Annotated in this window: 12 protein-coding genes; 2 read left to right on the forward strand and 10 right to left on the reverse strand. The window is 41.6% G+C overall.

Annotation, left to right across the window (positions count from 1 at the left end; genetic code table 11):
- Positions 1 to 277: 277 nt before the first annotated feature.
- Positions 278 to 496 (reverse strand): hypothetical protein, encoded by a 219-nt coding sequence (locus AACS98_RS19330; protein ID WP_066382828.1) that lies wholly within the window; start codon positions 494 to 496, stop codon positions 278 to 280.
- Between the two features lie 172 nt (positions 497 to 668).
- Positions 669 to 5,294 carry a ribonucleoside-triphosphate reductase, adenosylcobalamin-dependent gene (gene nrdJ, locus AACS98_RS19335; protein ID WP_066382840.1) on the reverse strand — a complete coding sequence of 1,542 codons (4,626 nt, stop codon included), beginning with the start codon at positions 5,292 to 5,294 and terminating at the stop codon, positions 669 to 671.
- A gap of 348 nt (positions 5,295 to 5,642) precedes the next feature.
- On the opposite strand from nrdJ, the gene AACS98_RS19340 reads away from it, so the two are divergent.
- Positions 5,643 to 6,224, forward strand: a complete 582-nt coding sequence (locus AACS98_RS19340) for an Npun_F5749 family FMN-dependent PPOX-type flavoprotein (protein WP_066382843.1) — start codon at positions 5,643 to 5,645, stop codon at positions 6,222 to 6,224.
- Positions 6,225 to 6,356: 132 nt separating this feature from the next.
- Here AACS98_RS19340 and cysE read toward each other — a convergent pair whose 3' ends face one another.
- The 8 genes from cysE to AACS98_RS19380 form a co-directional block, all read right to left on the reverse strand.
- Positions 6,357 to 7,118: a serine O-acetyltransferase gene (gene cysE / locus AACS98_RS19345; protein WP_066382845.1), complete on the reverse strand. Its 762-nt coding sequence runs from the start codon at positions 7,116 to 7,118 to the stop codon at positions 6,357 to 6,359.
- 91 nt (positions 7,119 to 7,209) lie between these two features.
- The gene (locus AACS98_RS19350; protein WP_066382846.1) at positions 7,210 to 7,701 is read right to left on the reverse strand and encodes a hypothetical protein; all 492 of its coding nucleotides are present in this window, start codon (positions 7,699 to 7,701) and stop codon (positions 7,210 to 7,212) included.
- Positions 7,702 to 8,049: 348 nt separating this feature from the next.
- A complete protein-coding gene (locus AACS98_RS19355) occupies positions 8,050 to 9,705 on the reverse strand; it encodes a DUF3352 domain-containing protein (RefSeq protein ID WP_066382847.1) in 1,656 nt (551 codons plus the stop codon).
- A gap of 67 nt (positions 9,706 to 9,772) precedes the next feature.
- Positions 9,773 to 10,156 carry a response regulator gene (locus AACS98_RS19360; RefSeq protein WP_066382848.1) on the reverse strand — a complete coding sequence of 128 codons (384 nt, stop codon included), beginning with the start codon at positions 10,154 to 10,156 and terminating at the stop codon, positions 9,773 to 9,775.
- 494 nt (positions 10,157 to 10,650) lie between these two features.
- Positions 10,651 to 11,067 carry a response regulator gene (locus tag AACS98_RS19365; protein ID WP_066382850.1) on the reverse strand — a complete coding sequence of 139 codons (417 nt, stop codon included), beginning with the start codon at positions 11,065 to 11,067 and terminating at the stop codon, positions 10,651 to 10,653.
- Positions 11,068 to 11,175: 108 nt separating this feature from the next.
- On the reverse strand, positions 11,176 to 11,556 hold the full coding sequence (locus AACS98_RS19370) for a response regulator (protein ID WP_066382852.1): 381 nt from the start codon (positions 11,554 to 11,556) through the stop codon (positions 11,176 to 11,178).
- 43 nt (positions 11,557 to 11,599) lie between these two features.
- Positions 11,600 to 15,190, reverse strand: coding sequence for a PAS domain S-box protein (locus tag AACS98_RS19375; protein ID WP_066382855.1), 3,591 nt, complete (start codon positions 15,188 to 15,190; stop codon positions 11,600 to 11,602).
- Positions 15,191 to 15,210: 20 nt separating this feature from the next.
- Positions 15,211 to 17,076, reverse strand: a complete 1,866-nt coding sequence (locus AACS98_RS19380; RefSeq protein ID WP_066382857.1) for a response regulator — start codon at positions 17,074 to 17,076, stop codon at positions 15,211 to 15,213.
- Positions 17,077 to 17,797: 721 nt separating this feature from the next.
- On the opposite strand from AACS98_RS19380, the gene AACS98_RS19385 reads away from it, so the two are divergent.
- Positions 17,798 to 20,859, forward strand: a 3,062-nt coding sequence (locus AACS98_RS19385) for a GAF domain-containing protein (protein ID WP_198161160.1), incomplete at its 3' end; no start/stop codon positions are given.

Genomic DNA, 20,859 nt, shown 5'->3' on the forward strand with positions numbered 1-20,859 from the left:
AAACCTTAAGTGGGGCTGAACTTACGCATACGCTCATATCATAACTGATTGTGACATTTTTCAAAGTGAGAGATTTTACAAACTCTTATCAAATAAAATTAGCAAGTCTTATATGTTTCTATAGTTATCAAAAATTTGTTTTCTAGATTACAAATTCTTCAGATTCATTACCAGTAAAGACGTAGCACTGCTACGTCTCTACTGATTCATCTACATCTTCACATTAATTTAATTTATCGAAAAAATCGCTTGAAAACCCCATGCTTCTCAGAAGGCTTTACTCAATGGTAATGGATTGAGGCCCGGAGGCTTTGCCATTACCGGCTGGAGTGGTTTGGGTAGAATAACCATTAACACCTACTTGTTTATCCAGCCAACTTTTGACAGGATCATCTGCCAGGTTGAGTTTCAACACGCCAGAGACAAATCCACCCAGAAAAGAAGCAGGGTGTTGAGTCAATTGTTTAAATAGGGGAGACAACTCATTAATAAACATTCCGACTCTCCTGAAAATGTTGCAAAAATTAGCACTGTTTAAATAATCGTAACGTGTAAGTTTGGGCAGAGGAATAGTCAAGATTTGCCAATATCATATCCCTCAAGGGGTGGGGCGGCTTTGCTTCGGCTTACGGGAAGCTATGCCAACCCCAGCCATTGCTGTGGCGGAATTAATTGGGACTTGGTTCAGGCATCATGCACTTATCAGAGTCACAACCGGCTGGGCCGACTTCCATTAACTCGCCGAAATCGTAGCGACTTAAGACTGCATAGAAATCATCGGTTTTGCGGCGTGATGCTACTGCTTGCATCATTTGATCATATTTTTCTTTGGAGATTGGCTCAAATGGCAAGCGCGGGAAGGTTTGATGATCATCAAATCTAGCTAGTAGTGCAGCACTCATGTAGCCTTCATCATTGTGAATGGCTTCCCAGATGCGAGTTCCCAAGGCTTCTACTTCATGTTCTCGCAACTCGATAGTCGCAGAGGTATTGTGAGTGACGTAGAATTTCTGTACTTGCATATAGAAATCCATTTGGGCGATCGCATTAAATTTACTGATATCAATCACATCAGCACCGGGTAAGTCAGCCCAAGATACAGCCACAGGTATTTCTACTAACCATTCTGTCACTCTCGGATCAAAAGGATCATTAAGCAAATTCCCCTGTTCATCCTTGTCTGACTGAGAAGGAATCACACTGTAACCGTAGTCTAGACAAGCTAAAGCCACGGGGTCATTTTTACGGAATGTAATCCGACGAATAAACCTTTGGGCTTTGGGGGGATGCCAACCAGGACTAGCACCTGTTAATAGAGATTTTGTGCCACTGGGTTGGACTGTGGTACAACGATTTGGGCGTTTGAGGTGGTGGCGATCGCAATAATCCCACACTACACGCTCTACAATTTCTTTCCAAAAAGTTAAGTATTTTTCTTCCTGGTGTTTAAATGCTAATCCTTGAGGCGTTTCCGGTCTACCAGCTTCCCACCAGCGCAACCAATCCACACCAAAAGCATGGACAAAGAAATCAAATAAACCAGTGAAAGAAACCCCTACAATTGGGTCTAATTCCCGACTGTATTGATAGCGTGGTTCTTGGAATTTGTGATTTAAAAGTGCGGCTACAGATAACGCCCCAGCCGTGAAAGCCTCCTCTTGTTCTTTGTAGTTTAATGGGTCAATTTGATTGAGGTGAATTTCCGCGAGATTACAGTGGAAATCGCTACCAATGATTTCTCCACAGTTGTGAGCAACGATTCCATTAGCATCAAACTGAGAAGCCCCTGGTACAGTACAATCATAAACACCTTCAAAACCGTCAGGTACAATTTGCTTAACTTTAACGGCAAATCTCTCATTATTTAGCTTTCTTCTGTACCCAGACAATAATTCTTGTAAGCGTTTTGCTTTTTGTGGTTCTTGAAATCCTACAATTTTTTGAAAATAATAGAGATTATCATTGGAGATCACCAATTCATGTTGCGCTTTACAAGCGTACAATGCTAATTCACGATTACTATCAGGAAGATGACGATAGCTTTCAGGACGACGCTGTTGATAAATCGTGGAAATAATCCCCAATCTTGCCAGCATCCTTTGAACAATCTGCAAAGTTTCCAGATTACTTTGTGCCAGTCTAACGCTAACACCTTTTTGTTGATTGCCTTGTACACTGCCATCAGCATCAAACAAACCACGTAAGAAACCACGATAAAACTCATAGCTGGCTTGCTCAATTTTATCTGTTGGCATTTTATTTTCTAAAGTAACACCATAATCAGCCGCCAATTTAGCCAAGCCTGATGAGCTAATAACTCGGTGTTTTAGCTGTTGATGATAGCAACCAGAGGTTGTAGAACTGGAGAAATTTACAGCTTTTTTGAGTAATGCAACTGCATATTGTCCCATTTCTTCTTGGCTATCTTGCCAGTATCTGAGATAAGCTGTTCTGCCCCATTGTGTTGATGCGATACTGCCATCGCCAATCAGATTACCAATTAACCAACCCTCATCAAAAGTACCAAAACTATCCCAAGGTTGTAAGCCACGATGGTTATGAACTAAAATATAATCACCAGGGGATAAATTTTGAGTTTCCACCCATTGAGTGTATTGCTTTTTCTGAGTTTGGGCAGTGACTTTGAGTAGCTGATGATTTTCAGTCAAACGCAATTCATAGCCTTCTTGAGTGATAACTTTTAAGATGGGTTTGACTCCAGTAAACCAAAAGCCATCAGTTGTAGTGCTGAATAATTCTCCATTGACATAGACACTCAACTGTTTACCTATCAAGTCTTTAACTTGTCGCGCACCTTGTTCAGTATGAATCCAAGTGTCAGAAGTAATACACGGATTCAGCCCATAACGACCCAAACGATGCTCTAATTCATTAGCATCTATTTCTGGGTGACGTTCTTGTAACCATTGTTTGGCGTTACCTTGTTCGTAAGCTTGCAAAAACTCTTTTTTCAATGCGGGTGTAGTTAACAAATCACAGTTAGCTCTAGCAACAGCTTCACCAGCCCATTGAATTGCACCTTCACCACTGTAATATTGCTTACGTACTGCATTAATACATTCTTCTAGTGTGGGCTTGCGGTGAAAAACTCTGGTGTGGTTTGCCATCCGCAAAGCATCACGCTCAGGATCAATGCGCCAGTTGCCGTTTTCATCTTGTTGCCAGAGGTTATCTTTGGCAGTTGCGCCTGGCTCATCGTCAGATGTAAACTGGCGCATTCCGGCACTGTTATGCGTCAAATAGCCATCGCAGTAGAAACAATGAGCTTCTTCCACTTCAATATCATAAGTTTGGACATGATCGTAACTGCCCAATCCTTTAACAGTGACTGGAATATCTAAGGAAATATTACCCTCAGTAATGTAGCGTTCGTAATTGGCATCTACAGTCCGAGAACCTTGAAAACCCATCTCGCGCATTTCACTATAGGTGTAAGCTTCCCGCATAATTGCACCAGGAACGGTGAAGCCATACATCTTTAAACCTTGGCGTAGTTCACCTTTAGCTGAATGAGGCGCAATTAGGCTGTTGTAACGCTCCTTTAGGGCTGGAATTGTCAAGTTGTACTTAACTTGCCAACTGGAATTTTGCGGATAAGTTGTGGTTAGTCTACCTGCAATACCCAAGCTGGATAAAACTACACTTACTTGTCTGATAAATGACCGATAAACTGAGGTCACTAAATGAGGAGGTCGGTTATTCACACCGCCATTACTGTCCATTAAACCGGCAAGATAAGCAGCCCGGATATCTACAGAACCTTGCAAAATAAAACTAGGTACTACTAGAGGAACATTGGGCTGCTTGATGTGCTGATGAAAATACTCAGCTAGGCGAATTGAGGAACAGATGGATTTGGCTGTGTTTTCGCCTTTGGTGATGCTATGAACTGCACTCAAACCAAATAAAGCTAAAGCCGCATTAATTTTAGCTTGAATTCGACTGGTAAGTTCTGCATCCAAGCTGTTCATTGACCACTCAACACGTCCGTAGGGTTTACTGTATTGATTGTGACCAAGAGCTACATAGCCATCACCATGAGTGAACCCTATGAGCCAAGCTACTTCCGCAGTTAGCTCAGGAACAACAAAGGTTTTAGCTGTGCGAGTTTGGGAGGGTCGAGATTCGGTAAAATCAGGTGGTAGATGGGTAACTGTACCTGGTAAAACTTGTTTGTTGTGGAGTAGGCGATCGCCTTCTACTAAACTGTTAACGTATTTCCAAACAATGCCCCCTTTTGCATCTGCTAGCACTGCTTGCCGATGGTTCAATGTTGCTCTGGGGTAAGTTGCATTGGTTTCAATCTCGTAGACATCTTGCAAGCCTTGGTCAAATTTATCCACAACTCGGCGGAAGCCTAAAGGAGTTTGTACCAAGTCGCCCACTTGTACATCACAAATGGGAACTAGACCTTTAGAGGTATGAACCAAAGCATCCTCTGGGAGACAACGGCGGATATTCCCTGCCACTATGGTGACTGCTGCTTCGTCAATCAACAAACAGCACTCAACTGAATTTAATTGTCTACCTAAAGCTTTATTGAGAATGGTAGCACAACGCTGATATAGTCCAGGTAATTTTACCGGGTTAGCTACACCGCCAAAGCCTTGCAGGGTTTCCCCGGCTTGACGGACATCACTAATATCAACGATGACTTGTACTTCATCAGTAAACCTTTCATCTGTGGAGAGTTCTAAGAGTGTTTGGTAGGATTTTACCCAACCTTCTCGGCTATCTCCGACGTAGATAGTAACGCTGTTGCCTTCTATATTGGTTTGTGTATGTTCACGACGTAATTCTTTGGATGTATTACCAACTTCACCCCGTACAGTGACATGGAGACGATTACGGATGGGAGGCAGTTGATTAATATACTGCGGTTCGATAATTGCGCCTGTACCGCAACCCATCATGGCTAGATCCATCATTAACCCGAAGGCTTTCCAGTCTTTGAGGTTGGTGGATGTGCAGTTATACGCGCCAGAAAAGTTTTTCGCCTGGGATATCCAATCTGTACCGCCTACCCACAACCAACGCCCACTGGGTAAGGATTTTAAGTTACGCTGGGTTTTTGTTAAGGTGGCTGCTTCTTCTGGTGTGAGTTTACCTAACTCTACTAAACCTTGGATAGTGCGATCGCAAACTTCGTCCCAGGTTTCTCTTAACCCGGCTGGTGTGCGACGGCTATAAGTCCTAAAAAACACGGGATTAGCGGCTGGTGCAGTTTCGGGAAACCTTACACCCTGACGTTTTTTTTCCAGTTCCTGAACCATATAAAAAGTTTTGTTGCTTGTGAACAGATTACGACTATACGCCAAGTAGATTCAGTATTAAAGCTTGAAAATTTTTCCACTTTAGGCTATGTCATGCCTGTACTAATAGCAACATCTATTTTAGATTGTATAAATTAATTTAATACTGAGACAATCAATATACATAGTTATAATTATTACCAGCCTTGTCTGTAAATAATCATCGGTATGAAGAAAATCTAGCCTGTACTCTATGGCGATTCAAACAACCCTTTGGGACGATCAGCCTATGAGATTTAACTCAAAGATTGCCAATTGTCCGACTTTGCGCTAAATCTGGGTCTGGATAAATTGCAACAAAAGTTCATCATGTCCCTAGCTCCTTGGCGAAGTGCGATCGCTCATGCTCTCCACCGTAACCGCAGTCTTGTGTATGCCCGTTACCTACAACTGGCAACAGTCCGCGCAGATGGTCGTCCTGCCAATCGTACTGTTGTCTTTCGTGGCTTCTTGGAAGACAGCAACCAGCTAAAATTTATCACCGATAGCCGCAGCGATAAAATTGAGCAGATACAGCAGCAACCTGGGGCGGAAGCTTGTTGGTATTTCCCCAACACTAGAGAACAATTTCGCTTTACTGGTGACTTAACTGTGGTAACTGCTGACGAAACCTTCCCACATCTTCAGCTAGCCAGAATTGCAATGTGGCAACAATTGAGTGATGCGGCACGCTTACAATTTGCTTGGCCCCACCCCGGTAAACCAAGAGCCGAGAAAGTCGCCTTTGAGCCACCACCACCAAATCCTGAGCAACCAGTAGCCAATTTTTGCTTACTCCTACTCAACCCCGTACAGGTAGATCACTTAGAATTACGTGGCGAACCACAAAATCGCCGCTTTTACTATCGTGATGAACATCAAGCATGGTCTACTCAAGAGGTGAATCCTTAGAGGGGTGTGGGGGAGCGGAGGAAGCGGAGGAAGCAAGAGAGGCGGAGCAGGGAGCAAGGGCGAGTAATTTCCCCTTTTACCCCTGCAAAAAGCCCCAATTCCTCTTTTTTCCCAGTCCCCAGTCCCCAATTGTTAAATCCCTGCTCCGTCTAAAAACTGCTGTATTACTTTATCTCTGAGGTTACATATAGGAGCAGTTTCTACAGTTTCACCGTCTTTGATGACATAACTGACTAAAACTGGAGTTTTAGCTGTAGATTGTTGATGCTGTAGAGTTTGTATTTGCTCTTCTAATGCCTCAATTCTATTGACTAAAGCGCGAATAACTTCCGCTTCTGAATCTGGCAAGTTATTATGTTCTAGAGGCTCAACACGCACTCCTGAACGATAGACAATTCGACCGGGTACGCCGACAACTGTGCAATTTGAAGGGACATCACGCAGTACAACTGACCCTGCACCTATGCGGACATTGTTACCAATTTGAATGTTTCCTAGTACCTTAGCACCAGCACCGACAACCACATTCTCACCCAGGGTAGGGTGGCGTTTGCCGCTTTCTTTACCTGTTCCGCCTAGGGTGACACCTTGATAAATTAAGGTATAATCACCGATAATTGCTGTTTCGCCAATTACCACGCCCATACCGTGGTCAATAAACACGCCTTCGCCGATGGTTGCGCCTGGGTGAATTTCAATGCCCGTTAAAAACCGAGCAATGTGAGAAATCAAGCGGGGGATAAAAGGAATACCAATATTATGTAGCCAGTGAGCCAGCCGATGGCAAATTAGGGCTTGTAAACCAGGGTAACAAAACAAGACCTCCAACAGATTACGAGCAGCTGGGTCACGTTCAAATATGATACGAAAATCAGCACGTATTGTAGATAGCACGAGATAGCATCCTCGGAAAGCACAACAAGCTACTATCCAATCATATCGTTGATAGGGATTGAGGATGGGGAAAAAGTTTGGAATGACGAGTTTAAAGTTCCTGTACTGTCAAAGTGTAATTATGCTTGACTCCGGCTTTAAACGTACCTACCCACACACGATAGATTCCTTTTTTCCAGTTTTGATCAACAATGCTAGCGTCTTTATTTTTATCAGTGTCATCACCACAACGAATGGTATTATTATCTGGCCCTTGAATTAATAAAGTTGTATCGTTGCCGCCACTGTTGACGCTGATTCTCAAGTTGGCAAAGTTTTTTTCTAAAATCATGATGTGGTCTGGATTAGGATCGGCAAAACCGATACAGGCTTGTTTATTGCGATCGCGGTTACTAATGGCAGACAATGAGTAATAACCGCTTGTAAATCCGGCAAATTTACCCGTTTCTGCGGTAAACCCTGGTAATAAGTTGAACCGACCAAAATTGGGTGTTTCTGCTATTACAGGTGTAGCAATTACAGCCGCTAATAAACCTAAAAGCCAACCGCCTCGAAAATCCAGTCGGGGGAGACAGTTTTTCATTTTGACCTACCAAATTTTTTTATATCATTGATGATATATACATATTTTAATGAGAATTTTTCAGATAAATTGTCTGAAATTGTGACACATTTTATTGTGCCACAGGACTTATTTCTCAACTAATTGGCAAATTGACTGATGATATCATGTCCGGCTAATTACTTATGATAAGTTTTCGATGCTGAACTTTTCCCTTTTCCCTTTTCTCTTTTCTTGTTCCCTGTTCCCTGTTAAGAGTTCCCTACCCCAACAGATATGATAACTATTCAAACGGACATGATATGATTTACAGCTAATATTTTCTCAATGGGAATTTTGCGGTTTTTTTCTTCCTATCGGTTGTGGTTACTAGGGACGTAATTCTATGAAAAATCCGCCTTTGAGTGTGCTGGGTTCGCTACCATAGCTACTGAAAGTAATTGAACGCAGTTTGTCAAAAAATGGTTTACCCACTACTTCTACAAGCTTCAAAATTGGTAACTGACGCTCGAATAAATTCTGAGTTTTGTGCCAGTCAATATATACATATCCTTGGTTGGGTTCGGGTATGGCAGCAATACTGTTTTGGAAGTTACGGTTTTTCAGGAAAGAATTATCTTGATTCGTAAAAATTTGATGAATGGTGTCTAGGTTAGAGGTAAAAATCTCATACTTTCCTAAAGTTGTATGTATGGCTTTGACTTTGGCTTCGATGGTGAAAGATGGCGGCTGTTGAGTGTCAGGTTGTTGAGTAGTTGCAATTAAATCCGCCCAAGCGGCAACTTTTTGTTGATCTAAACTTAAAGTATTGCTATTCAGTCCTTGAGATGAGGCGATCGCATCTAAACGCGCAATTCCTTCTGGCACACTTTCCAGTTTTTCCGCGATAAAAATCCAGTCTGGTGTGGTTTGTGCTGTACGGGGGATGAGTGCTAAGGCGTATTCTCCTTGTACCCAGCTAAATATATCTTGTTCTAAATTGATACCCCAGTTTTTTTCGACATCTTGTATTGGTTGTACCAATCTGGAAATTATATCTGTTCCTGAACCAGATATGGCTGTTTTTGCTTGTATCCAGAGTTTGCCTAAATCACTATTACCTAAATTGCTTAAATGAGAACCAGAAATGACGAACCCGGCTGAGGCGGGAATATATTGTAATGCGCCTACAGGTTGAGATAATGGCGGCGATGTGGGTACAATCTCTGATGCTGCCAAGAATGTAGTTTCTGCTAACAGTCCTTTAGGGTTGAATGTCAGAGCTAAAATTTGACTGTCGTAGGTTGGTTGTGGTAATTCTAACCCTTGCCATTCTGCTAATCTGGGGAGATTTAGGAAGGCTACGGCTACAGAACCTTTAGGTAGTTGTTGGGTGGCTTTTTGGTATTGGGAAGAACTTGTCAAATTCAAGTCAGGGGCTTGAACGTTATTAATGGCATCACGCAACACTCTAGAATCGTTAGCAAACAAGACGAAGCTATCAACTACTGCACCTGCTAAGGGTTCTAGGTTTGGTTGTGCGTCATCGTAAAGTAGCTTTGCACCTTTGTATTCTTCTGTTGCTAGGTTTGCTCCTGCTAACACCCGCTTGGAGAATAACAACTCGACAAACTCGCGGCTTTTTTCGGGTTTATCTGTGGCTAACACCATGAGATATCCTGGCTGTTTACCATTTTCGGCATCGCGATCAATATCTGGGGTGGTAACAGCTAGTGTGATTTCTTCTCCTAACCAGGGTTGAATGTCTTGGCGATAATCTAAACCACTGTTAGCTAATAAGCTGGTTTTGAGTTTAGATAGTTCTCTAGCATTTGACAAAGCTTCTAAGCGGTCTGGATTCGCTAACAATGAAACTGTCACGGGTGCTAGTTTGGAGACGAATATAGCAGCACCTGACTGGGAGGTAGAAGCAATCAGGTTAACCGGACTTTTCACAAATAACCAGTAAAATCCAGCGATCGCTATCATCACTAAGGCGATCGCACCTGCTACCAGAAAACCGGAGAGTGAGCGTTGTGTATTCACAGTAGACTTATCTAAAACACAGCTTTACAGCTATTTAAGCAGAAAATTAGGGACTGATACCGTTTCTTTAAGTTAAAAAATTTTTGTAAGCACAGTTAATCATGTTAATCAAGTCTGGAATATCAAATGGTTTATTCAGAAAATAATAAATCCCCAAGGATGATGCTATCTCTTCTATTTTTACGCAGGAACTAACCATGATAACTGCTAATTTTATGCTTTTTTCTTGCAGGTGCTGATATACTTCTACGCCTGTTAATTCTGGCATGTGATTGTCTAAAATCAATACGTCTGGTTGCTCTTTCAAAATTTTTTCTAGTGCTTCTTTGCCATTTTTGGCTTCTCTGACATCCCATCCTTCTTCTTCAAGTATTAAAGTTAATAAAGTCCGATGTGATTCTTCATCGTCTGCAATTAAAATTCTGGGTTTTACTAAATTATCAGATTGCATTATTTCTTATTCCCTATTGCTATGTTAAAAATTGATTTGATGCGGAATTAGGCGAATTTTGGCGAATTTATATTTAATTTGTGAAAATTGCTAAATTAGTATTCTTTAAAACCCTGATAATCGTAGTTTATCTTACCAAATTTACATCATTGTCGATGGTTCATGGTGTATGTTATGCCGTCAAACGAAAATGTATCCTGAGAATTTACCTGTGTTATTTCTCCAAGGATGATGACTACCAGTAAATTGCATATCCTAGTTAATTAAAATTCTCGTTTCAATAGTTAACTAGGTTATAGTAAATTTCAGCGAGCCAAATTTGAACATTCTTGATTTTATGTTGTTTTCAACAATAAGTGTACTTATTCATGCAATTCTGAATTTATTGAATAAACTCGATAAAAAGGGGATAGGATTTCAACTACCAATGGGTTGAAGCTATAAACAGAAACTTGATAACTCAATCCAAGAAAAATGTCAACACTTTCTTCTGTTTAATCTATTGCTGTAAAATCCCAGTGCAGTATTTTAGCAATTTGAACAGGGAGAGTAACTGGATCAAAGGGTTTGAGGATTACACCTGCAATGTTATACTGTCGCAACATTTGGGAATCTAGCCACCGCGCTTTAGCACTCAGCAGCAATACGGGAATAGCTTGAGTTTTTGGGTTATGTCTGAGTTGTTCTAAAAATCCAAAGCTATCTATACCAAGGGTTGAGATATCCAGTAAAATCGCATCGGGATGATCAACTGCTGCCGTCTGCAATCCTTGTAATGGAGAATCGGCTGTCATGACATTCCATCCGCCTAAGTCTTTTAGGCAGAGTTCTACAATCTCACGCACATTAATTTCATGATCAATAATTAATATTTTTTTGATAGCTATACCCATCTCCTCAAAAATGTTCATGTTACGGACTTGTGCTATAAAAGGTTTTTATCTATAGTCCTGCCATAAACAAAAAGATAAAATATAAAAATAAAGAACTAATAAAGATGGGAATTTTGTTAGAAAGTTTTAAGAATTACCCCAGCCGAGAATGTCGGCAACTTCGTCAGAAATGGTAGTGGGTTCAAATGGTTTGCTAATGACTCCAGCAATTCCCATCTGAGCAAAACGGGCGCGATCGCTTGGTAGAACTTTCGCGGTTAATAAAATTACTGGGATAGTTTGGGTTGTAGGATGCGCTTGTAGTTGCTCATACACTGCAAAGCCATCCATATCAGGCATAGATACATCCAACAAAATGGCATCAATGGCTTGTGTTTGGGCGATTTTTAAGGCTTCTTTTCCAGATGCAGCCGTGAGGGTGTTCCATCCTCCCAAGTCTTCTAAACAAGCCTGTACCAATTCCCGGAGGCGTTCTTCGTCATCTACTATTAATATTTGTTTAGTCATTAGTCATTAGTTATTAGTGTTTCTCTCCTGCTTCCTCCGCTTCTTACTCCCTATTTCTCAGTGGCAGAGTAAAGAAAAATGTGCTACCTTCACCAAGTTTACTTTTAGCCCAAATTTTACCGCCATGTTGATCGATAATACTGCGGCAGATTGCCAATCCTAAACCAGTTCCGCCTTTAGAGCGTGAGTCTGAGGCATCTACTTGTTGAAATCTGCCAAAGATTAGTTCTAGTTTATCTGCGGGAATGCCCCGCCCTTGATCACTAATTTGGAACAGTACGCAATCTTGTTGGCTTTTGACACTCAGCGTAATGGTGGAATGGGCAGGAGAGAATTTAATGGCATTACTTAACAGATTGGTAAGTGTTTGAATTATGGCATCAGCAGCTGCCCAAACTTGGGCATCGGTGGGATTGATATTAAAGGTGATATGTTGCTGATTCGCGATCGCCTGCACTCCCTCGACTGCTTGTTGAATTAAATCAGCTACATTACAGGTGGTTTTTTCTAAGACGGCTCGACCTGATTCTAACCGTTCTAAATCTAAAATATCATTGACTAAACGCACTAAGCGATCGCTGTCGATTAATGCAATCTCAATCATGCGTTGGAATTTCTCCGGTTTTTGATCGTAAATCCCACTGTTAAGTAAACCTAGTGCTGCCCGAATGGCGGTTAAAGGAGTGCGGAGTTCATGACTAACAATGCCAATAAACTCACTTTTCATCTGCTCAATCTGCTGTAATTCCGTAATATCTTCGGCAATACCAGCAATTCTCACCATTTCCCCAAGTTCATTTTTAATCGGGAAGGCGCGATCGCGAATCCAACGCATTGAACCATCAGGACGGATGATACGATATTTGATGTCATATTTTCCTGTTTTCACCTGTTCGCTGTATGCTATCTCGACGTTTTGACGCTCATCTGGGTGAATGGCATCTAACCAATCTGAGTAGTTTTGGTAGAGACTTTCACAACTCCTTTTCCAGATGGTTTCATAGGCTTTGCTCACATATAAAATTCGCTGGCTTTGATGATCTGTTATCCAAAATACTGCATGGATGTTTTCTGCTAGCTGACGAAATTTTTCTTCGCTCTGGCGCAAAGCATTTTCTGCTTGTTTGCGCTCAGTAATATCATTGTTAATCTCTAAGATTTTCATCGGTTTACCAGTGTTGTCTGTTTGTAAAACCCAACGACTGGCTACAGTCACAGGTTGAGCATCCCGGCAGAAATGGATCAGTTCTCCTTCCCAATAGCCTTTTTCTAAAAGTTCCGCCTCTATCTCTGGTAAGGGTTTGGGAAATTGAGTCTTGAGGAGAGTATGGGTGTTCTGTCCTAAAGCTGCGGCTGTGTTCCAGCCATACATAGACTCGGCTCCCTTGTTCCAGAAGCATATCACCCCGTTTAACTCAGTGGTGATGATAGTATCGTGTGCTAAATCTAATAGTTGTGCCTGTTCCGCTAGCTGTTGACTAGCTTGGTGTTGTTCCATGAGCGTGGCTATGAGGCGATCATTTACTTCTGTCAGTTGTGCTGTGCGCTCTACTACCCGTTGCTCAAGTTCGTTGTTCAATTGCTGTAAAGCTATTTGGGCTTGTTTGCGATCGCTAATATCTCGACAAACGCAAAATCGCAAAATTTCCCCTTCCCATTCCACAACGCTAGAGCTGATTTCTACATCGTAGATTGAGCCATCTTTTCGGCGGTGGCGAGTTTCCAAGACTCCGCTTTTGAAGTGGATGTAGTCAGACATTAATTGCTGAAGTTCTTCAGTAGTAAACTCAGCATCCCAGTCATAAATATTCAGTCGAGTAATTTCTTCTGGTGTGTAACCAAGCATTTGAGCAAATCGGGGATTGGCATCTAGGACATTTCCTTGCTCATCTAAAATTACGATGCCATCAAAGGATGTATTAAACAACGTCTGGATACGAACTAGCTCTTTTGCTAAACTTTGTTCTGCTTGCTTACGCTGGGTAATATCCTCAGAAAAAATGATAATCCCACCAATTTCACCTGTAGCAGTATGCCAAGGGTGAATTTCCCAACGTATCCATTGCTGCATCCCATTTGGGCGGATAAAGGAATCTTCCTCACATTTATCAACCGCCCCAGCCAAACACCGTTGATGAATCTGCCGCCATCTTTCAGGAAGTTCGGGAAAAATTTCGTAGTGCGATCGCCCAATTATTGATCCGGCTGAATTTAGCTGGTAGTCATCTACCCATCGCTGGCTCACCATGACATAGTGCATATTTTTGTCAAACATGGCAATACTAGCAGGTGCGTATTGAGCAAATAACCGTAGGGTAATTTCCTGTTGTTGTAAAGCTGCTTCAGCTTGTTTACGTTCTGTTAATTCAGTTTGTAATTGGGCAAATAAAGCAGCTTGTTGGATGACAATACTTACCTGCGCCCCTAACTGACGCAGCAGATCGATTTCTGAGGATTGCCACTCACGAGGGGCGGCACAGTGATGAGCCGCTAGCAATCCCCACAATTCATTACCTTGGAAAATGGGAACAACCAGGTTGGCTCTGACTTGCAAACTGGCTAAAAAATCCACGTGACAGGGGCTAATTCCAGCCGTATAAATATCAGCTTTTGCAGTAACTAAGCCTTGTTTAAACGGTTCAACATACTCTTCACCAATGCAGGGGTCATAAATCTGAAGTGGTAAAATAGGCATCCATTCAGGTGCCACAGATTCCACAATAATAGTTCCACCCCAAGTGGGAGAAAATTGGAAAATAGTGACGCGATCGCACCCCAAAAACCGCCGCACTTCATCTACAGTAGTTTGTAGAATATCTTGTAAGTTGAGCGATCGCCGGATGTGTTGCGTCATCTCCATCACTAAGCGTTGTTGCTCAACTTGCTGTTGTAGTAAACCTTGGGCTTGCTTGCGCTCATCAATAGCCATGACAGTCCCAGTCATACGCACTGGTTGCCCTTCTGTGCTATAAAATGCCTGTCCCCGTCCCTCAATCCAGTGGATGCTACCATCTGCCCAGATGACACGAAACTCACACTGATAGATGCTGTGAGTCAAGAGTGCTTGTTGTACTGCCTGATTAAGTATCTCGCGGTCATCAGGATGCAAGCAAGTGTCAAAGGTTTCATATCTACCATCAAAACTACCAGCAGTCAAGCCAAATAACTGTTCGTGTTCTGGTGACCATTTAATGTGTCCTGTCACCAGATTCCAGTCCCAAATCCCCATCTTGGCAGCCGATAGAGCCATCCGCAGTTGTTCAGCATTTTCCTGAATCAATTTCTCAGTCAATTGTTGAATCTTGCGTTTGCTGTTCAGCAGATTGCTAGTAATTAGGTTAATTGTCAAGGCAACTGATAGAAACAGCCCTAACCGCAATATATCCGGTATTTGAGTCAGCCAAAGTTGATTTTTAGGGGGAATCAGGAAATAATTGATTGCCAATGTCGAAAGCACGATTGTAACTATCCCCGGCCGCAAACCACCATACCAGGTACTTATAATGATGGCTATGTAAAAAACAGCACCAATTCCTTGATGTAAGATAGATTCTAACCACAGTGATAGTAGCAGGGCGATCGCAGTGGCCACAACAGCAATAAGATATGGTAATGCTCGCTGATAAGTTCGCATGATTGTTAACCTCTCCCTGGTTATCGACGCGATCGCTTTCTTTCAATCCGGCTAATTACCCTTGACACCAGTTCAGGCCCTAGCACTGGCTTAGTAATAAAATCATCGGCTCCGGCGGCAAAGGCTTGCTGAAGCGATTCGGCATCTGTGTGTGCTGTGACGACCAAAATAAATAAATCTCCCCACTGAGCATCCTGCCGCACGACTTGACACAACTCTAATCCACTAACTTGTGGCATTTCTAAATCTAGTAACACTAAGTCTGGTGCAGTTGCGGTTAATACTTCCCAAAATCGCTGCGGTTCACTCAGCGTTGTTACTTCTAATCCCCAAGGAGTCAGCAATGCGGATAATCCAGTCAGAATTACAGGATCATCGTCTACGATTAACACTTTGGCTTCTGAGGTTTGAGGTTGAGGTAAGACACGGGATAAAGTTTGAAAAATCTGCTCGGTTGTAGCTCCTTTATGTAAAAATTGTTTTGCTCCTAACCGTGATACTGCTAGGCGATCAGCAAGGCTATCTCTGGCGGTAAATACAACTATGGGGAGATTAGGCGATCGCTGTGCTAGTTCTTGCAAAAATGTCAATCCATTTTCTTCTATACCGGAAAAGCTCAAATCTAGTAAAACTGCATCAGGAGTTCTGAACGATAACAGCGAGCGAGCCGTGGCTAAATCAGGAGCAATTTTGATTCCCATTCCCCAAGCGGCTGCTTCTGCCTTTAACTGTTCCGTCAAGGTAACATCATCATCAATCACCAAGATTCGATGTATTTCTGGTGCGGGGCTAGGTTGAGTAGTGGCACTGACAGGTGACTTGGTTAACTCTTGTTGTAATGCCGTCACCAACTGGGAAAATTCGGCAATCTGATCATCTTGCCATCTGCGAGTTTCTCCGGTGGGCGGAATGCCATTATGATTGAGTAAATGCTCTAATACCCGTGCGATTCTAGAACCTTCTGGATACCCAAACGCACCCATTGAGCCGGCTAGTTTGTGTGCTTCTTGCTTGGCGGTTTGCTGTAACTCGGTGTGTAAATTTCCTGCCAAGAGGGCTGTTTTCGCCGCCTCCAATATTGCCACCTGTTGACTAAAAGAATGGCGAAATCTTTCTAAGACTCGATTAATGTTGGTTATATCGGGAGTGGGTTTTGTTTTGTGCTGATTATTTGCTTCTAAACTGGCCGTATCAGATGCGATCGCTTGCTCTGGCGGAGGCTTTAAACGATAGCCCATACCATACACTGTTTCTATAATATCTTCTGTCAGTCCTACGGCTTTCAGTTTCTTGCGTAAGTCTTTAATGTGCGTTGTCACCGCATTTTCCATCGGTGCATCATCAAATCCCCACAGCTGATCTAAGATAATTTGACGGCTAAAGATGCGATTGGGGTTTTGTAAAAACAATTCTAGAAGTTTGTATTCTGTAGCTGTGAGTGAAATTAGCTGCTGATTAAATATTACTTTCCCAGAGGCTTGCTCTAAACATAGATTGTCCCAAATTAAAGTCGATGATGCCATTACCCCACTGCGGCGTAATAAAGACCGAATTTTTGCTAGTAATGCTGCCGCTTCATAAGGCTTAACTATATAGTCATCTGCACCAGCATCTAATGCTGCCACAATATCTGCATTAGCATCTTGAGATGTAATTAATAAAATTGGTTTGAGATCACCTCGCGATCGCAGTTGCCGACACAAGCTAAGTACATCCAATTTTGGTATTAGCCAGTCCAGCAAAATTAAATCATATTCCGCCGCCATTGCTAAGTCTAACCCGGCTTCACCATCGTTCGCTAAATCAATACTGTAATGATTTGTCTGAAGTAATTCTATTAATGCCGCACTCAGTAATACATCATCTGCTACCAATAAAATTTTCATAAGCAGCACCCTAGAAGATATTTGTCATACCTGCAACACTTGTACTCAAATTGTCAAATACTTAAAGTAGTTGTGAAATCAAATCACATACATCAAACATAACTTTCTTAAAGATTTCACTTCATATAACTTTTGTAAATTGCAGAATTGATACTTCATCAACTCCGACTTAATTGAAGAAAAGTAAACAAACATTTAATTTTGTATCAATAATTAAATTTTTCACAAGTTCTTTATATTTAACCAATATTGTGATGAAACTCAATTCTGCTGGAAAAATTAGCGCAAAATCCAGCTAATCCTCTTTTGAAAATATAAATTTAAAATTTTATGCACCAGTGTCTTTGTTGTTCTCACGAGTTACCTTGTTTGGTTCTGTCGTCATTGCTGGCAAGAAATGCCTGAGATGGCTTTAGGAATCAGACATTCTCATTATGTTGTGGATTATTGCGAATTGGCTAGTCGTCAATTGGTAAAAAGTGCGTCTTGGCAGCAATAAACACTGATTGGCTGCTGTTTCACATTCTGTCTTGTTTTAAAACTGTGTATTCTTTAGCGAAATTAGCTGCAATTACTACTGAGTTAATGATTAGGTATCAATTGGCGTATTTATACTCTGGCAAAACCTCATTATAAAAACAACAATCTATACTTAGTTGTGCTGGAGTAAAATGACACCAATATTGTTATATTTAATTTGGCTTAAGCTGAATGAACAGCAATGAATTATCCAAAACACAAATTTAGTTTATTACATCATATTTACCGTGTCATTTCTCAACAAGTCAACAAGCAAGATATCAAAATTCAACAACAGGCTCGACAAAACCAACTCCTGACTAATGTTGCTTTGAAAATTCGAGCTTCTTTAAGCTTAGAAACGATTCTTAACACAACTGTGACAGAAGTACAACAACTATTACAAGCTGATCGGGTACTTATTTATCGATTTGAATCAGATGGGAGTGGCACAGTTGTTGTTGAATCAGTGGCACAACCTGAATGGTCAATTTTAAACAGAGTAGTCAAAGATGAGTGCTTTGAACAAAAGTTGATACATTACTATGATAACTACCATACTAAAGCAATTACAGATATTAATAAAGCCGGATTAAGTGACTGTTATATCAAGTTTTTGCAGAAATTTCAGGTCAAGGCTGCGTTAATTGTCCCTCTGTTGCTAGATGATATGCTTTGGGGGTTACTAATTGCACACCAATGTAGTGATATCCGGGAATGGCAACCGGAAGAAAAGGACTTGCTGGAGAATTTATCAATTCAGGTAGCGATCGCCATTCAACAGGCTACACTGCTGGAACAAGTCCAAAAAGCCAACGTAGAACTAGAAGCCAAAGTTGCTCAAAGAACTGCCGAGTTACGGCAGCTTAACCAAGCTTTGCACATCGAACTAACACGGACGCAACAAGCAGAAGCAGCATTAAGGGAAGGGAAAGCAGTGCTGCGAAGTTTTTATGACACCTCACCGATGATGATGGGTGTAGTGGAATTATTAGATGATGACATCCTGCATTTATCAGATAACGCCAGTGCCGCCAAATTTTTTGGCGCGACTACACAAACCATGCACAATCAATTGGCTAGCCAAATGGGTGCAGGTGAAGACAATATCCGTACCTGGATCAACCACTATCGAGAAAGCCAACGCACAGGGCAACCCGTGCGCTTTGAGTATTCCCACCAACAAGGAGAAACAATCAAATGGTTATCCGCAACAGTTTCCTACATTGGTGAATCAGTTAATTATCGCCCGCAATTTTCGTATATTGTCGAAGATGTGAGCGATCGCAAACACTCAGAAGAAGCCCTACGGCAAAGTGAAGAACGCTGGCAACTGGCTTTGCGAGGTAGTAATGATGGTGTTTGGGACTGGAACCTCAAAACTAATGAAGTCTTCTTTTCAGCGCGATGGAAAGAAATGTTAGGGTATGAGGATCATGAAATTTCCCACAATTTAGACGAGTGGACTAACAGAGTACATCCTGATGATTTAAATTTGGTTTTAGAAACTGTCCAAAATCATTTTGCTCAAAAGATACCTTTTTATATTACTGAACATCGAGTTCAGTGCAAAGATGGCAGTTATAAATGGATTTTAGATCGTGGACAAGCTTTGTGGGACGAGAACAATCATGTCGTGCGGATGACAGGTTCTCACACAGACATCACTGAGCGCAAACAAGCAGAAGAGCAATTACGGGCAACCAGTTCACGATTAGCAGCTTTAATTGAAAATCTGCAAGCGGGTGTATTAGTAGAAGATGAAACCCGGAAAATAGCTTTAATTAATCAACAATTTTGTCACCTGTTTGGTATTATTGTATCCTCTGAGGCTTTATTGGGCGCAGACTGTAATCAATTAGTTCAACAGTCAAAACAGATATTTATCAATCCAGATGCCACATTAAAACGTATTGAGCAAATACTTCAGGAAAAACGAGTAGTCACAGCAGAAGAAATCAATTTAATAGATGGTCGCACTTTAGAGCGAGACTATATTCCTGTTTTCGTAGATCAGCAGTATCAAGGACACCTGTGGCAGTATCGTGACATCACACAACGCAAACTCTCAGAGATGGCTCTCAGGGAAAGTCAAGCGCGGTTAGGTTTAATTAATAGCATCCTCACAGGTATTACCACGGGCATGACAGTAGAACAAATAATTTCCTTTACTGTTTACCAGTTAAGTGAATACTTCAGCCACTACCGTGTAGCCTACTCGATTATTAATGAAGAAGGAATACTGACGGTAATTCATGCTTTAGAACCTTCGGGTATGCCGTCACAGCAAGAATTAGAAGTAGATTTGTCGATAGCACCAAGTTACTGGAACGCGCTGCAACAGGGTCAACCGCTTGTGATTGATGATGTCACACAGGATACAAGAATGACAGCGATCGCTCAGGTAATGTTAGCCGGTGATACTCAAGCCCTGCTTCATGTCCCCTTGCAACACTCAGACAAATTAGTAGGTTTACTCTGTTTTGATTCACCCACCCCCAAAACTTGGCAAGGGCATGAAATTGCCGTGCTTTCCGAAGTGGCCAAATATTTAGCCATTGCCCTCAAAGATGCACAAGCACAACAAGAATTAACCAGGAATAACTTAGCTTTAGAACTAGCTAAACAAGAAGCCGAAACTGCTAACAAAGCTAAAAGTGAGTTTCTAGCTAATATGAGCCACGAAATTCGTACACCCATGAATGCAATTTTGGGCTTTGCTGATTTGCTGCAATCAATTGTGACTGAACCACAAGCACAATCATATTTAAACACACTGACTGCCAGTGGTAAAAGTCTGTTGGGATTGATTAATGACATTCTGGATTTATCCAAAATTGAAGCCGGTAAATTAGAACTTTGTTATGAACCTGTAAACCTGCGAGTTCTGATTCAAGAAATTCAACAGATTTTTACTCAAAAGGCAATCACTAAAAATTTAACTTTATACACCGAGATTGAAGATACTGTACCACCGGTGATTTTGATTGATGAAGTCAGATTACGTCAAATTCTATTTAATGTCGTGGGCAATGCCCTGAAGTTTACAGAACAGGGATATATTAAAATCCTTGTTCGCGCTCATATCCATGCTATCTGCGGTGTAGATCAGGTTTGGCTGGAAATTGCTGTGCAAGATACAGGAATTGGTATTGCTAAAAATCAACAACAACTAATTTTTGAAAAATTTGTCCAAAGTGCGGGACAAAGTAACCGCAAGTATGGAGGCACTGGTTTAGGATTGGCAATCACTCGCCGACTCAC

The organism is Anabaena sp. CA = ATCC 33047 (assembly GCF_963870205.1).
Classification (GTDB): domain Bacteria; phylum Cyanobacteriota; class Cyanobacteriia; order Cyanobacteriales; family Nostocaceae; genus Trichormus.

Coding starts and splice junctions, on each gene's coding strand:
- AACS98_RS19330 (WP_066382828.1), bottom strand. CDS start 496: ATGTTTATTAATGAGTTGTCTCCCCTATTTAAACAATTGACTCAACAC.
- nrdJ (WP_066382840.1), bottom strand. CDS start 5,294: ATGGTTCAGGAACTGGAAAAAAAACGTCAGGGTGTAAGGTTTCCCGAA.
- AACS98_RS19340 (WP_066382843.1), top strand. CDS start 5,643: ATGTCCCTAGCTCCTTGGCGAAGTGCGATCGCTCATGCTCTCCACCGT.
- AACS98_RS19350 (WP_066382846.1), bottom strand. CDS start 7,701: ATGAAAAACTGTCTCCCCCGACTGGATTTTCGAGGCGGTTGGCTTTTA.
- AACS98_RS19360 (WP_066382848.1), bottom strand. CDS start 10,156: ATGCAATCTGATAATTTAGTAAAACCCAGAATTTTAATTGCAGACGAT.
- AACS98_RS19365 (WP_066382850.1), bottom strand. CDS start 11,067: ATGAACATTTTTGAGGAGATGGGTATAGCTATCAAAAAAATATTAATT.
- AACS98_RS19370 (WP_066382852.1), bottom strand. CDS start 11,556: ATGACTAAACAAATATTAATAGTAGATGACGAAGAACGCCTCCGGGAA.
- AACS98_RS19375 (WP_066382855.1), bottom strand. CDS start 15,190: ATGCGAACTTATCAGCGAGCATTACCATATCTTATTGCTGTTGTGGCC.
- AACS98_RS19380 (WP_066382857.1), bottom strand. CDS start 17,076: ATGAAAATTTTATTGGTAGCAGATGATGTATTACTGAGTGCGGCATTA.